Here is a 13,786-nt window from a genome sequence, read left to right as displayed (position 1 = left end):
GCGGTAGGGCTCTCCTCCTCTGCCGCGACCCGGCGCGGGCAGGCGACTCCCCCCGCACCACCTGGCCGGCGCCGGGCGGCGAGGGGACCCGGTTCCCGGGTCAGGGATGATGGGGGCGTGAGCGCTGCCACCGGGCCCTTCCAGGCCCTCCCGCCCCAGGTCGACCTGCCGGCCCTCGAGCACGAGGTGCTGGAACAGTGGGCGACCGACAAGGTCTTCGCCCGCTCGCTGGAGGGCTCCGCCGACCGCCCGCAGTGGGTCTTCTACGAGGGCCCGCCCACGGCGAACGGCCGGCCGGGCACGCACCACATCGAGGCGCGGGCGTTCAAGGACGTCTTCCCCCGGTTCAAGACCATGCAGGGGTACCACGTGCCCCGCCGCGCGGGCTGGGACTGCCACGGCCTGCCGGTGGAGATCGCCGTGGAGCAGGAGCTCGGCTTCGCCGGCAAGCCCGACATCGAGGCCTACGGCATCGCCGAGTTCAACGCCCGGTGCCGCGAGTCGGTCGAGCGGCACGTCGGCGCCTTCGCCGAGCTGACCGACCGGATGGGCTACTGGGTCGACATGTCGACCGCCTACCGGACGATGGACGCCAGCTACATCGAGAGCGTCTGGTGGTCGCTCAAGCAGGTCTTCGACAAGGGCCTGCTCGTCGAGTCCCACCGCGTCGCCCCCTACTGCCCGCGCTGCGGCACCGGCCTGAGCGACCACGAGGTGGCCCAGGGCTACGAGACCCTCGTCGACCCCTCGGTCTACGTGCGGCTGCCGGTCACCACCGGCGAGTGGGCCGGCAGGGCCGACCTGCTGGTCTGGACCACCACGCCCTGGACGCTGCCGAGCAACACGGCGGTCGCCGTCCACCCCGACGTCACCTACGTGGTGGCCCGCCCGGCCGGGGACGACGAGGGCCGCCCGCTGGTCGTCGCCGAGCCGCTGGTCACCGCCGCGCTCGGCGAGGGCGCGCAGGTGCTGGCCCGCACCACGGGCCGCGACTGGGAGCGCACGCACTACCAGCGGCCGTTCGAGCTGGTCGACTTCCCGGACGACGTGGAGACCCACTACGTCGTCCTGGCCGAGTACGTGACCACCGAGGACGGCACCGGGCTGGTGCACCAGTCCCCCGCGTTCGGCGCCGACGACTTCGCCGTCGGCCGGGCCTACGGGCTGCCGGTGGTCAACCCGATCGACCCGACCGGGCACTTCACCGCCGACGTCCCGCTGGTCGGGGGGCACTTCTTCAAGGCCGCCGACCCGACGCTGGTGCAGGACCTGTCCGACCGCGGCGTGCTGTACCGGGAGATGCGCTACGAGCACAGCTACCCGCACTGCTGGCGCTGCCACACGCCGCTGATGTACTACGCGCAGCCCTCCTGGTACATCCGCACCAGCGCGATCAAGGACCAGCTGCTGGCGCAGAACCAGCGCACCCACTGGTACCCGGAGAACATCAAGGAGGGTCGCTTCGGCGACTGGCTCAACAACAACGTCGACTGGGCGCTGTCGCGTGACCGGTACTGGGGCACGCCGCTGCCGATCTGGCGCAACGACGCCGACCCGTCCCGGATGGTGGTCGTCGGCTCGCTGGCCGAGCTGTCGGAGTTGACCGGCCGCGACCTGTCCGACCTGGACCCGCACCGGCCCTTCATCGACGACGTCACCTTCACCGTGGACGGCGAGGAGGGCACCTACCGCCGGGTCCGTCAGGTCATCGACGCCTGGTACGACTCCGGCTCGATGCCCTTCGCCCAGTGGGGCGCCCCGCACCGGAACGAGGCGGAGTTCCAGGCCGCGTACCCGGCGCAGTTCATCGCCGAGGCGATCGACCAGACCCGCGGCTGGTTCTACACGCTGATGGCCGTCGGCACGCTGGTGTTCGAGCAGAGCAGCTACGAGAACGTGCTGTGCCTGGGGCACATCCTGGCCGAGGACGGCCGCAAGATGAGCAAGCACCTGGGCAACATCCTGGAGCCCATGCCGCTGATGGACCGGCACGGCGCCGACGCCGTCCGCTGGTTCATGCTCGCCGGCGGCTCGCCGTGGTCGGCCCGCCGGGTCGGGCACGAGACGCTGTCCGAGGTCGTCCGCAAGGTCCTGCTGACCTACTGGAACACCGCCAGCTTCTTCACCCTGTACGCCGAGACCAACGGCTGGGACCCGGCGACCACCCCGGCGCCCCCGCGGGCCGAGCGCCCGCTGCTGGACCGCTGGGCGCTCGCCGAGCTGGCCTCGGTCACCGACGGGGTCACCCGGGCGCTGGAGGACTTCGACACCCAGACCGCCGGCCGGCTGATCGCCGAGTTCGTCGACGACCTGTCCAACTGGTACGTCCGGCGCAGCCGCCGGCGCTTCTGGGACGGCGACCCTGCCGCGCTCGGCACGCTGCACGAGGTGCTCGACGGGCTGACCCGGCTGATGGCGCCGTTCACCCCGTTCGTCACCGAGCGGGTGTGGGGCACGGTCGTCGCCCCCGGCCTGCCCGGGGCCGTCGACTCGGTGCACCTGGCCGGCTGGCCGGCCGTCGACTCCGAGGCGCGGGACGACGCCCTGGTCGAGCAGATGACCCTGGTGCGCCGGCTGGTCGAGCTGGGCCGCTCGGCCCGCACCTCGGCCAAGTCGCGCACCCGGCAGCCGCTGGCCCGCGCGCTGGTCGCCGCGCCGGGGTGGTCACAGCTGCCCCGCGACCTGGTGGCCGAGGTGGCCGACGAGCTCAACGTCGCCGAGCTGACCGAGCTCGCCGCGGTCGGCGGCTCGCTGGTCGACGTCTCGGTCAAGGTCGACTTCCGGGCGGTGGGCCGGCGGCTGGGCAAGCAGGTGCAGGCCGTGGCCGCGGCCGTCGCCGCCACCGACGCCGCGGAGCTGGTCGCCGCCTACCGCGCGGGTACCGCGACGGTGCCGGTCGACGGCGCCGACGTCCCGCTGGCCGAGGGCGACCTGATCGTCACCGAGACCCCGCGCGAGGGCTGGACCGTGGCCTCCGCCGGCGGGCTCACCGTCGCCCTCGACCTCACCCTCACCCCCGAGCTCGAGCGGGCCGGCCTGGTGCGTGAGGTGGTCCGGCTGGTGCAGGAGGCCCGCAAGACCACCGGCCTGGCCGTCAGCGACCGGATCCAGCTGTGGTGGACCGGCGAGGACGCCGTCGCGCAGGCGCTGACCGAGCACGCCGATCAGGTGGCCGGCGAGGTGCTGGCGACATCGGTGCACGCCCGGACCGCCGGCGACGGCGAGGGCTTCGAGGGTCCGGCCGGTTCGCGGATCTGGATCGCCCGGGCCTGACCGCAGGGCGGTCCCGTCGCTCTTCCGCGAGCGGCGGGGCCGTCCGCGTCGGGTGGGTGACACGACCGGACGCCCGCGACGCACCCCGCAACGCACAGAGCCCCTCCGGACCGGGGTCCGGAGGGGCTCTGTGCGTCGGCGGCCCGTCAGGGCCGTCGCTCAGGCGCTGACGTGCTGGGCCTGCCGGTTCGAGGCGGGCTCGGCCGAGCCGCGGCTGTCGAGGTCGCGCAGGTGGGACTCGAGGTAGGAGCGCAGCCGGGTGCGGTACTCGCGCTCGAAGGTGCGCAGCTCGTCGACCTTGCGCTCGAGGCTAGCCCGCTTCTCCTCCAGCGAGCCCATGGCCTCGACGTGCTTGCGCTCGGCGTCCTGGGCGAGGGCGGTGGCCTTGGCGCGGGCCTCGCGCTCCATCGTGTCGGCGCGGGTGCGGGCGTCGCCGAGCATGGCGTCGGCGCGGTTCTTGGCCTCGCCGACCATCTGCTCGCTCTTGGCGCGGGCCTCGCTCATCATGCGGTCACTGGAGCTCTTGGCGCTGCCGACCATCTGGTCGGCCTGGGCCTTGGCCTCGTTGACGTGCCGCTCGGCGGTCTCGGTGGCCAGCGCGAGCATCCGCGAGGCCCGGATGCTGTCGTCCTCCCGCACCTGCTGCGTGGTCTGGGCCGGCGGGGGCGGCGGGGCGGCCACCGTCATCGGCGCGGACTCGGGGCGCTCCGTGCGCGAGCCGGAGCTGCGCAGGTCGTTGTTCTCCTCGATGAGGCGGGCCAGCTCGGCCTCGACCACGTCCAGGAAGGCGTCGACCTCGTCCTCGTCGTAGCCGCGCTTGCCGATCGGCGGCTTCTTGAAGACGACGTTGTGCACGTCGGCGGGAGTCAGTGGCATGCGGCTCACCTCAGGTGGGACGGAGGAACGGGGACGGACTCAGACCGGCGGCGACCCGCACGGGGTCCACACTCCGCTCCAGGATCAGAGCGAGAGCGCCAGGTTGCGCAGCAGGACCACGGCGATCAGGAGCACCATAAACCCCAGGTCGAGCCGGATCGACCCCAGGTTCAGCGGCGGGATCACCTTCCGCACCGCCTTCAGCGGCGGGTCGGTGGTGGAGTAGACGACCTCGAGCCCGGCGGCGACGAGCCCCTGCGGCCGCCAGCTGCGGGCCAGCACCATCACCCAGTCGACCACGAAGCGGGCGAACAGCAGGATCAGGAAGACGAGCAGGACCGACGCGACGATGTCCAGCAGTACGTTCACGGTCCTCGATCGTTCAGGGCACGTCGTGCGCGACGGCAGGGCGTGCGGCGGTCAGGGCTGCTGGAAGAACCCGCCCTCACGGATGCGGGCCTTGTCCTCAGCCGTCACGTCCACGTCCTGCGGGCTGAGCAGGAAGACCTTGGCCGTGACGCGCTCGATACTACCGTGCAGACCGAAGGTCAGGCCGATGGCGAAGTCCACCAGACGCTTCGCGTCGGCGTGCTCCATCTCGGTGAGGTTCATGATCACCGGCATGCCGTCCCGGAACCGCTCACCGATGGTGCGCGCCTCGTTGTAGTCCTTGGGGTGCACCGTGGTGATCCGGTAGTTCGGCGTGGGCTTGGGGGCCGGCGCCGGGGTGGGCTCCGGTGCCGCCTGCACGGTCAGCGGCTCGCTCACCGCGAGACCCGCCGCGCCGGACACGCCCCCGCCGATGCGCCGGGCCGGGCTGCCGGTGCCGCCCGCGCCGACGCCGGACCCGCCGGACAGCCGCGCGGCGGTGCTGCCGGACGGGCTGGGCACCGGGGCCAGGCCCAGCGTGCGGGGCGCGGCGGGACGGCGGCCGAGGGAGACCTCGGGCTCGGGCGCGCGCTCGGGCGCCCGGTCGTCGAAGCGGTCGCCGGCGAAGTGGTCGGCGCCGTGGTCGTCGTAGCCGGGCGCACCGTAGCCGGCGGCGCCGTAGCCGGCCTCGCCGAACTGGCCGGCGCCGTACCGGCTGTCGGCACCGGCCGGGACCGGCTCGTCGTAGGCGTCGTCGTGGTCGGCGGCGTAGCGGTCGTAGCCGCCCCGGTCGTAGCCGCGCTCGTCGCGGTCGTAGTCGCCCTGCCGCGACGCGTAGCGGTCGTAGCCGCCCCGCGTGTCGTCGTCCTCGACGAGGCCGAGGTAGACCCCCATCTTTCGCATGGCTCCGGCCATCGGACGTCTCCTCAGTTCTCGTCGGCGCCGGCGGCTCGCGCTGGCCGGGCGGATCGGTGGTGCAGGCGGATCGCGGTACGGGCGGCTCGGTGGTGCAGGTGGTGCAGGTGTGACTCAGGACCGCGCACGGGTGCCGTGCGGGTCCTCCGCATCGGAGGCTAGGGGGCGGCTGCCGAACAACGCGGTACCGACACGCACCACAGTGGCACCAGCAGTCACAGCGGCCTCCAGGTCGCCGCTCATGCCTGCCGATAGCTCCGAGGCAGCAGGATGGTCGGCCCGCACCCGGACGGCGAGGGCGGCCAGCCGCTCGAACGCCGGAGCCGGGTCGCCGCCCCGGGGGGCCACCGCCATCAGGCCGCGCAGCCGCAGGCCACCGGCCGCGGCGACGGCGTCGGCCAGCCGGGGGACCTCGTCGGGCGGCGCACCGCCCCGCTCCCCCAGCTCACCCTCAGGCCCGCCGAGGTCGACCTGGACGAGGACGTCGACGACGCGCTCCTGGGCCTCGGCGGCCCGGGCCAGCGCGGCGACCAGCGGCTCCCGGTCGACCGAGTGCACGGTGGCCCCCAGCCGGACCACCGCCGCGGCCTTGTTCCGCTGCAGCTGGCCGACCAGGTGCCACCGCAGCTGCGGGACGCCCTCGTCGGCGGCCAGCGCGGCCGCCTTGCCCGACAGCTCCTGCACGCGGTTCTCGGCGAAGTCCCGCTGGCCGAGCGCGGCCACCGCGGCCACCGCCTCGGCCGGCCAGGTCTTGCTGACCGCGAGCAGGGCGACCGAGGCGGGGTCGCGGCCGGCGGCCCGGGCGGCGTCGTCGATCCGCCGCCGGACCGCCGCCAGGTTCCCGGCCAGCCGCTCCGCCAGCCGGGGGTCCTGGACGCTCATCCCAGCCAGACGACCCCGGCCTGGCGGCCGGTGACCCCGTCGCGGCGGTGGCTGAACAGCCGCGGGTCCTCGACGGTGCAGCGCGGGTCGTGGACGACCTGGCCGACGCCCGCGCCCCGCAGCACCTGCGCGATGCCCGCGCGCAGGTCCAGGCCGGGCGTGCCCTGGCGGGTGCGGACCGCACTGGCCGGCGCCACCCGGGCGACCTCGGCCTGCATCTGCGGGGGCACCTCGTAGTCGAGCCCGCAGACCGCCGGGCCCAGCAGCGCCTCGACGTCGGCCGGGCGGGCGCCCAGCCGGGTCATCGCGGCCAGCGCCGCCGGGACGACGCCGCGGCGGACGCCCTCGCGACCGGCGTGCACCGCCGCGACCACCCCGGCGACCGGGTCGGCCAGCAGCACCGGCACGCAGTCGGCCACCAGCACGCACAGCACCAGGCCCGGGGTCGCGGTCACCAGGGCGTCGACGTCGGCGACCGGGTTCTCCGCGGCGTCCTCGACGATGGCGACCCCGGTGCCGTGCACCTGGGTCATCCAGACGACCTGCTCGCCCGGGACGCCGATCTCGCCGGCCAGCCGCGCGCGGTTGGCCGCGACGGCGGCCGGGTCGTCGCCGACGTGCCCGCCCAGGTTGAAGGAGTCGTAGGGGGCAACGGAACGGCCGCCCCGGCGGTCGGTGACGACCCGTCGGGGTCGCACCGCCGCCGAGACGGCCGGTCCGGAGCTCACGGGTGCGCCACCGTCACTGCGAGCGGAGGAACTCGGGGATGTCCAGCTCCTCCTCGAAGTCCTCGGAGCCCAGCGGACGACGGCCGCCGTTGCCGGGCCCGGCGATGGGCGGCAGCGGCGGGACGGCGACCCCGCCGTTCGGCGCCGGGGCGGGCGCGGGCTGCCCCGGACGCGGCGCGTTGGCCGCAGGCGCCGGTGCGGGCGCCGGAACGGCGGCCGCAGGCGCCTGGGCCGGCGCCTGGCCGACCAGACGCTCGCCGGTCGGCGCGGGCGCGGCGGCCCGGGCAGGGGCCGGCGTGGTGACCGGGGTGCTGGGCGCGGCCGGGGCCACGGGGGCCGCGGTCGCCAGCAGGGTCGTGCCGGCGTCCTTGCGGTTGCTCGGCCGGCCGCTGTCGAAGCCGGCGGCGATCACCGTCACGCGCACCTCGTCGCCGAGGGCGTCGTCGATGACGGCCCCGAAGATGATGTTGGCGTCGGGGTGGGCGGCGTCGCTGACCAGTGAGGCGGCCTCGTTGATCTCGAACAGACCGAGGTCCGAGCCACCGGAGATCGACAGCAGGACGCCGTGGGCGCCCTCCATCGAGGCCTCCAGCAGCGGGGAGGCGATGGCCTGCTCGGCGGCCAGCAACGCCCGGTTGTCACCGCGCGCGCTGCCGATGCCCATCAGCGCCGAGCCCGCCCCGGACATGACCGACTTGACGTCGGCGAAGTCCAGGTTGATCAGGCCGGGGGTGGTGATGAGGTCGGTGATGCCCTGGACACCGGACAGCAGCACCTGGTCGGCGGTGCGGAAGGCGTCCATCACGCTGACGTTCCGGTCGCCCAGCTGCAGCAGCCGGTCGTTCGGGATCACGATGAGCGTGTCGCACTCGTTGCGCAGCTCCTCGATGCCCGACTCGGCCTGGACGGCCCGCCGCTTCCCCTCGAAGGAGAACGGACGGGTGACCACGCCGATGGTGAGGGCACCGAGCTTGCGGGCGATGGAGGCGACGACCGGCGCACCACCGGTGCCCGTGCCACCGCCCTCGCCCGCCGTCACGAAGACCATGTCGGCGCCCTTGAGCACCTCTTCGATCTCCTCGCGGTGGTCCTCGGCGGCCTGGCGGCCGACATCGGGCTGGGCGCCGGCGCCCAGGCCACGGGTGAGCTCGCGGCCGACGTCGAGCTTGACGTCGGCGTCGCTCATCAGCAGCGCCTGCGCGTCGGTGTTGATCGCGATGAACTCGACGCCCTTGAGGCCGACCTCGATCATCCGATTGACCGCGTTCACGCCGCCGCCGCCGATGCCGACGACCTTGATGACCGCGAGGTAGTTGTGCGGAGGTGTCATGCCGCGCTCCCCAACTGGACCTTCATCCTCAGGTTAAGCCTTATAGTTATGTCAACTGGTGGGTGTGTGGTCGAAGTTAGGTGTGCCCTCGCATGCCAGCAAGCACCCTTCCGGCGTCGGCGTGTCCTGGCTGTGATGTTCCACCGGCCTCTGCCGACCCGCCTGTCACATCTGACTCACGCGGGGTGACGACCCGCGCGCAGACGTCTCATGCAGAGGTGCAGACGTCCTGCGCGGGGACGTGCAACGGAGCCGGGAGGAGAAACCGGACTCGGTGTGCCGCCCGGGCGTGTCGTTCAGCGCAGGACGACGGCGTCGGGTGTGCTCACGTCCAGCAGCGCCCCGGGCTCGATCGCCCCGGCCTCGATCTGCTGCAGCAGCGCACCGAGCACCTCGGCCTTGCGGTCGGTGAGCTCCGCGCTCCCCCACCGCACGGTGCGGCCGTCGGTCAGGGTGAGCGTGACGTCGTCGGCGGTACGCGCCGTGACGCCGGTCAGCTGGGCCCGCACCTCGCCCGGCAGGGCGGTGACCGCGCCCAGGGCGGCGCGGGTCGCGGCGTCGTCCGGGCCGGGCGCGGGGACCTCGAGCGGGACGACGCCGTCGGGCACCGGGCCGGTGACGGTCTCGAACACCACTCCCCCGGCGTCGACCAGCCGCCGGTCGCCGTCGGTGCGCACGACCGCGACCGGCACCCGCTCCTGCACCGTCACGACGACGGTCCCCGGCCAGCCGCGGGTGACCTCGACCGAGGCGACCTGCGGCAGCTGCCCGACCCGGCCCGCGGCCGCGGCCGTGTCGACCCGCACCAGCGGGGTGCCGACGGCCACGCCGGCCACGCCGGCCACCTCGTCGGCGGCCAGCCGCGCGGCGCCGTCGACCTGCACGGTGCGCACGGCCAGCAGCGGGCTGGCCAGCAGCAGCCAGGCGGCCAGCGCCACCAGCACGACGACCGCCCCCAGCCCGAGGACCAGCCGGCGGTCCCGGGCCACCCGGCGGCGGCCCCGACGGCGGCGCCGGGGACCCAGCGGGGTGACCGGCGCCGGCTGCTCCGGTGCCGCTCCGCGCCGGGACGCCCCACTCCTCCGCCGGGGCGAGCCCGCCCGGTCGTTGGTGGTCGTCCCGACCCGGCTCACCGGGACGGCTCCGTCCCGTCCGCCGCGGCGTCGTCGCCGGCCTGGGGGTCGGCCAGGGCCGAGAGCACCTCGGGCCCGACCATCGACACGTCGCCGGCGCCCATCGTGACCACGAGGTCACCGGGGCGGGCCAGGGCGGCCACCCGCGGCGCGGCCGCCGACCAGGACGGCTCGAAGGAGACCCGGCCCTGGTCCGGGACCGCCTCGGCGACCAGCCGGCCGGTCACACCGGGGACCGGGTCCTCGCGGGCGCCGTAGACGTCCATCACCACGACCAGGTCGGCCAGGCCCAGCGCCTCGCCGAACCCCTCGGCGAACTGCGCCGTCCGGCTGTAGAGGTGCGGCTGGAAGAGGACCACGAGCCGGCCGGAGCCGACCACGGCCCGGGCGGCGCGCAGCTGGGCGGCGACCTCGGTCGGGTGGTGGGCGTAGTCGTCGTAGACCCGCACGCCGGCCGCGGTGCCCTTGAGCTCGAACCGCCGGTGCACCCCGCCGAAGCGCTCCAGCCCGCTGATCAGCCCGGCCGCCGGGAGGCCCAGCTCCAGGCCGGCCAGCAGCGCGGCGGCGCTGTTGAGCGCCATGTGCGCACCCGGCAGCTGGATGTGCACCTCCCCGAGCTCACGGCCGTCGAGGACGGCGGTGTACCGGGTGCCGTCGGCGGCCACGCGCAGGTCGACCAGCCGCAGGTCGGCGTCCGGGCCCTCGCCGTAGGTGCGCACACGGGCGGCCGCGCCGAGCCCGGCGAGGCGGGCGGCCCCGGGGTCGTCGGCGCACAGCACGAGGAACCCCTCGGCCGGCACGGTGTGCACGAACGTGTCGAAGGCGGCCTCGACCGCGGCCAGGTCGCCGTAGTTGTCGAGGTGGTCGGCCTCGACGTTGGTCACGATGGCGCCGAGGGGGGCCAGCAGCAGGAACGACCGGTCGCTCTCGTCGGCCTCGGCCAGGAAGACGTCGCCCTGCCCGGCGTGGGCGTTCGAGCCGGACTCGTTGAGCGTGCCGCCGATGGCGAAGGACGGGTCGACCCCGCACGCCTGCACGGCGACGGTCAGCATCGAGGTGGTCGAGGTCTTGCCGTGGGTGCCGGCGACCGCGACGCTGCGGCGTCCGGCCATGACGGCGGCCAGCGCGACGGCCCGGGGCAGCACCCGCAGACCCCGCTCGCGGGCGGCGACCAGCTCGGGGTTCTCGTCCCGGATGGCGGTGGAGACGACCACGGTCGCGGCGTCGCCGACGTGGGCGCCCTCGTGCCCGACCTCGACCCGGGCGCCCAGGGCGGCCAGCGCGCGCAGGGTCGAGGAGTCGCGCCGGTCGCTGCCGGAGACGCGCACGCCGCGGGCCAGCATGATCCGGGCGATGCCGCTCATCCCGGCGCCGCCGATGCCGATGAAGTGCACCGCGCCCAGCTCGTCCAGCGCCGGGATGGGCCCGGTCCAGGCGGCGACGTCGTCGGCGCTCATCGGGCTCCTCCCCGGGTGGCGACGTCGAGCACCAGGTCGGCCAGCCGCTCGTCGGCGTCCGGGGTGCCCGCCGCGGCGGCGTGCGCGGCCAGCGCCGCCAGCGCGGCCGGGTCGGTGAGCAGGGGCACCAGCGTGGCTCCGATCCAGGACGGCGTCAGCTCGGCGTCGGCCACGAGCAGGCCACCTCCGGCCTCGACCACGGGCAGGGCGTTGAGCCGCTGCTCACCGTTGCCGATGGGCAGCGGCACGAAGGCCGCCGGCAGGCCGACCGCGGACAGCTCGGCGACGGTGACCGCACCGGACCGGCACAGCGCCAGGTCGGCGGCGGCGTAGGCGAGGTCCATCCGCTCGAGGTAGTCGACGACGACGTAGGGCGCGGACCCGGCCGGGCGGTCGGGCACGGTGACGTCGGTGTTCTTGGGGCCGCGGGCGTGCAGCACCTGCACCCCGGCGGCGGTGAGCGCGTCGGCGGCGCCGACCGCGGCCCGGTTGAGCGAGGCCGCGCCCTGCGAGCCGCCGAAGACCAGCAGCGTGGGCCGGTCGGCGTCCAGGCCGAAGGCCTCCCGGGCCTCGGCCCGGCGCGCGGCGCGGTCCAGCCCGGAGATCGAGGTGCGCAGCGGCATCCCCACGTGCACCCCGCCGTGCAGCGGGGTGCCGGGCACGGTGAGCGCGACCCGCGCGGCCAGGCGCGCGCCGACCCGGTTGGCCAGCCCCGGCAGCGCGTTCTGCTCGTGCACCACGACCGGGACGCCGGCCCGGCGGGCGGCGAGGTAGGCCGGCAGCGCCACGTAGCCGCCGAAGCCGACGACGACGTCGGCGCCGAGCTCGGTGAGCAGCGCGCGGGTCTCGGAGACCGCGCGCACCACCCGGCCGGGCACCCGGAGCAGGTCCGGCGTGGGCTTGCGCGGCAGCGGCACCGGCGGGATCAGCCGCAGGTCGTAGCCGCGGGCGGGCACCAGCCGGGTCTCCATGCCGCGGGCGGTGCCCAGGCAGGTGACCCGGACGGTGCCGCGGCGGGTGAGGGCGTCGGCGAGGGCGAGCATGGGCTCGATGTGCCCACCGGTGCCCCCTCCGGCGAGCACGACGTGCACGCGGTCGGGGTCGGCCGGTCGATCGGGGGTGGTCACTGCAGGCGTCCTGGCCGTTCCGTTCGCGGGGGGTGGGACCGCGGCGCCGGCCGGGGCCGGACGGCCGGGGGCTCGCCGGACCCGGTGCGCTCCCGGGGGACGTCGCGCAGGGCGGGTCCCGCGGCCGACGGGGGCCGGCGGAGCACGGACGGGCGGTCACCGGCGGGCTGCCGGCCGCGGACAGTCTGCCGGTCCGCCGGCGCCCAGCGTTCCTCCGGGGTCGGCGCCCAGCCCTCGGGGCGGCGGGTGCGGGACGGCGCGGCAGCCGCCGTCCGGCGCGCGCCGCGCAGGTCGCGGGAGCCGGCCGGGTCGACGCGGACGCCGCGCAGCGGCTCACCGCGGCGGTCCAGGCGGCCGGGCGCCTGGCTGCTGCCACGGCTGCCCGTCCGCCGCCGCGACGGCAGCGGGTCGACCGCGACCGAGGGCGCCGGGAAGAGCACCCGGGCCAGCCGGCTCCGGGGCTGGGACTGCAGGAACACGACGGCGGCGGGCTCGGCCCGGGCGAAGCGCACGAGCAGGCCGATGACGAAGAGGGTGAGCACGAGCGACGTGCCACCGGCGGAGATCAGCGGCAGGGTCACCCCGGTCACCGGCAGCAGGCCGACGACGTAGCCCATGTTGATCAGCGCCTGACCGGTCAGCCAGACGGTGATCGCGACGCTGGCCAGCTGCACGAACCGGTCGGCCGAGCGGCGGGCGATGCGGAACCCGGCCCAGGCCAGGATCGCGTAGAGGGCGACCACGACCAGACAGCCGAGGAAGCCCATCTCCTCACCGATGATGGCGAAGATGTAGTCGGACTCGGCGTGCGGCAGCAGGTTCCACTTCATGGCGCTGTTGCCCAGCCCCACCCCCCAGAACCCGCCGGTGGCCAGCGCGTACAGGCCGTGGCAGGCCTGGTAACCGCTGTCGCTGGAGTCGGCGCACGGGTTGATGAATCCGGCGATGCGCGCCATGCGGTAGTCGGCCGACGAGACGACCAGCGCCACCAGGGCACCGCCGACCGCGACCGCCAGCGCCACGTGCCGACCGGTGAGCCCGCCGGCCCACAGCAGCCCGGCGACGACCAGGCCGACGCTCACCACCGCGCCCATGTCGGGCTCGGCGATCAGCAGCGCCGACATCGCGGCGAAGACCGGCAGGACCGGCATGAGCAGCGTGCGGGTGGTCAGGTACTTCTCCCGGGTGGCGAGCACGTGCGCGCCCCACAGGGCGAAGACCAGCTTGGCCAGCTCCGAGGGCTGGAAGTTGGTAAACCCCAGGTTGAACCAGGCCCGGGCCCCGTTCAGCTCGAGGCTGAGACCGGGGATGGGGACGAGCACGAGCGCCAGCAGGCCGAAGGTCACGAGCATGGCGCGCCCGGACCACTGGCGCAGTCGCCGGACCGGCAGCCGCATGGCCACGAGCATCCCGACCAGCCCGACGAGGGCGAAGGCCACCTGCCGGACCCCGGGCAGCCACGCCGGCTGGTCGTCCAGCGCCGCCTCGATGGACGAGGCGGACAGCACCATGACCAGCCCGATCGCCAGCAGCATCCCGGCCGAGCCGAGCACCAGGTGCGAGCTGGTCATCGGGCCGTCGAGCCACTCGGGCCCGCGCAGCCGGACGCCGCCGGCGGTGCGGGTGGCGGGCGGCGTGCGCGGCTCGCGGACGACGGCTGCGCTCCGGCGTTCGCGGGTGCTCGCGGTCATCGCCG

The 13,786-nt window shown here is 75.2% G+C and carries 11 protein-coding genes; 1 reads left to right on the top strand and 10 read right to left on the bottom strand.

The features are described from left to right. Positions 1-117: 117 nt before the first annotated feature. Positions 118-3,273 carry an isoleucine--tRNA ligase gene (ileS, locus tag ACGBYP_RS04070; protein ID WP_411581977.1) on the top strand — a complete coding sequence of 1,052 codons (3,156 nt, stop codon included), beginning with the start codon at positions 118-120 and terminating at the stop codon, positions 3,271-3,273. Positions 3,274-3,432: 159 nt separating this feature from the next. On the opposite strand, the gene ACGBYP_RS04065 is transcribed toward ileS, so the two are convergent. The 10 genes from ACGBYP_RS04065 to ftsW form a co-directional block, all read right to left on the bottom strand. Further along, positions 3,433-4,149 (bottom strand): DivIVA domain-containing protein, encoded by a 717-nt coding sequence (locus ACGBYP_RS04065; protein ID WP_411581976.1) that lies wholly within the window; start codon positions 4,147-4,149, stop codon positions 3,433-3,435. A gap of 84 nt (positions 4,150-4,233) precedes the next feature. Next, on the bottom strand, positions 4,234-4,518 hold the full coding sequence (locus tag ACGBYP_RS04060; RefSeq protein WP_163610439.1) for a YggT family protein: 285 nt from the start codon (positions 4,516-4,518) through the stop codon (positions 4,234-4,236). 51 nt (positions 4,519-4,569) lie between these two features. After that, the gene (locus tag ACGBYP_RS04055) at positions 4,570-5,433 is read right to left on the bottom strand and encodes a cell division protein SepF (protein ID WP_411581975.1); all 864 of its coding nucleotides are present in this window, start codon (positions 5,431-5,433) and stop codon (positions 4,570-4,572) included. Between the two features lie 114 nt (positions 5,434-5,547). Next, a complete protein-coding gene (locus tag ACGBYP_RS04050; protein WP_411581974.1) occupies positions 5,548-6,315 on the bottom strand; it encodes a YggS family pyridoxal phosphate-dependent enzyme in 768 nt (255 codons plus the stop codon). After that, positions 6,312-7,043: a peptidoglycan editing factor PgeF gene (pgeF, locus tag ACGBYP_RS04045; RefSeq protein WP_411581973.1), complete on the bottom strand. Its 732-nt coding sequence runs from the start codon at positions 7,041-7,043 to the stop codon at positions 6,312-6,314. Before pgeF ends, ACGBYP_RS04050 begins: the two co-directional genes overlap by 4 nt. Positions 7,044-7,056: 13 nt before the next feature. Further along, entirely contained in the window at positions 7,057-8,373 is a 1,317-nt protein-coding gene (gene ftsZ, locus ACGBYP_RS04040; RefSeq protein ID WP_411581972.1) for a cell division protein FtsZ, read from the bottom strand. A gap of 296 nt (positions 8,374-8,669) precedes the next feature. Next, positions 8,670-9,506 (bottom strand): cell division protein FtsQ/DivIB, encoded by an 837-nt coding sequence (locus ACGBYP_RS04035; RefSeq protein WP_411581971.1) that lies wholly within the window; start codon positions 9,504-9,506, stop codon positions 8,670-8,672. Further along, positions 9,503-10,963 carry a UDP-N-acetylmuramate--L-alanine ligase gene (gene murC, locus ACGBYP_RS04030; protein WP_411581970.1) on the bottom strand — a complete coding sequence of 487 codons (1,461 nt, stop codon included), beginning with the start codon at positions 10,961-10,963 and terminating at the stop codon, positions 9,503-9,505. The genes ACGBYP_RS04035 and murC overlap by 4 nt, the downstream gene beginning before the upstream one ends. Further along, positions 10,960-12,090: an undecaprenyldiphospho-muramoylpentapeptide beta-N-acetylglucosaminyltransferase gene (gene murG, locus ACGBYP_RS04025; protein WP_411581969.1), complete on the bottom strand. Its 1,131-nt coding sequence runs from the start codon at positions 12,088-12,090 to the stop codon at positions 10,960-10,962. The genes murC and murG overlap by 4 nt, the downstream gene beginning before the upstream one ends. Continuing rightward, the gene (gene ftsW, locus ACGBYP_RS04020; RefSeq protein WP_411581968.1) at positions 12,087-13,781 is read right to left on the bottom strand and encodes a putative lipid II flippase FtsW; all 1,695 of its coding nucleotides are present in this window, start codon (positions 13,779-13,781) and stop codon (positions 12,087-12,089) included. The genes murG and ftsW overlap by 4 nt, the downstream gene beginning before the upstream one ends. Between the last annotated feature and the right edge of the window lie 5 nt (positions 13,782-13,786).

This window comes from Modestobacter sp. SSW1-42, from assembly GCF_046635825.1.
Taxonomy (GTDB): domain Bacteria; phylum Actinomycetota; class Actinomycetes; order Mycobacteriales; family Geodermatophilaceae; genus Modestobacter.
This window is presented reverse-complemented; position numbering and strand designations above follow the sequence as displayed.